This is a genomic window from Brachybacterium sp. Marseille-Q7125, assembly GCF_023062615.1.
In the GTDB taxonomy this organism is placed as follows: Bacteria; Actinomycetota; Actinomycetes; order Actinomycetales; family Dermabacteraceae; genus Brachybacterium.
Genome location: NZ_JALLAL010000134.1, coordinates 1 through 725, shown reverse-complemented (window position 1 = coordinate 725; position 725 = coordinate 1). Strand labels below are relative to the sequence as shown.

Here is a 725-nt window from a genome sequence, read left to right as displayed (position 1 = left end):
CGGCCTGCTTTCTACGACGCTCAGCGCGCTCCTCGGCGCTCATCTTCGGCATGGCGTCAATCGTCACAGTGTGTCTCCTTCAGGGGGTGGTGCCACACCCCTTACACACACCATTTGACAGGCCCGCAACTCCTGCATCGACCGACTCACCTGATAGGTCTTCGCCGCCCGGGGCAGGAAACTGCCGTCCACGGGATCGGTCAGCACCCGGTGGAACACCGGGGCGTTCACCACGAGGTCACGGGCCATGGCGGGCGGGATCGGATGCGCCCCATCCACCTCACCCGGAGCCTCCGACTCACCCAGCAGCGTCATCACGGGCACGGTCACGTTGATCCGGAACCCGGACTCGGGCACCTCAATACCGTCGGTCCCGAACGCGGTGCGGGTCAGGATCGCGTAACGCAGCGCCGCGAGACTCATAGGCCTACCGGTCTCCGCGACAGTGCCGAACACGTCGAACGGAAAGAAGGCAGGGCCCAACGACCCCGCAGTGCCCGTGCCGCTGCCCCCGCTGCGATCACCGCCAGCCTCCGCCAGCGCCTGGCGCTGCGCGGTCTGCACCGCCCGCGCAGCAGCGTCGAGTCGGTGGCCGAGTGCGGTGATCTCCGGGACGGGGCCGGTGACCTGCAGGCACGCGGTGCCGTCCATGTCTGGGGAGGTGAACACCTCGACATTGCGCTGCTGGGTGGGATGCTCCTGCTGCAGGCCAGCACCGAACCACG

1 pseudogene is annotated in these 725 nt (G+C 68.0%); it reads right to left on the bottom strand.

What is annotated here, in order from left to right:
• Positions 1–63: 63 nt before the first annotated feature.
• Positions 64–725 (bottom strand): annotated as a pseudogene (locus MU407_RS14040) (hypothetical protein); the annotation flags it as partial.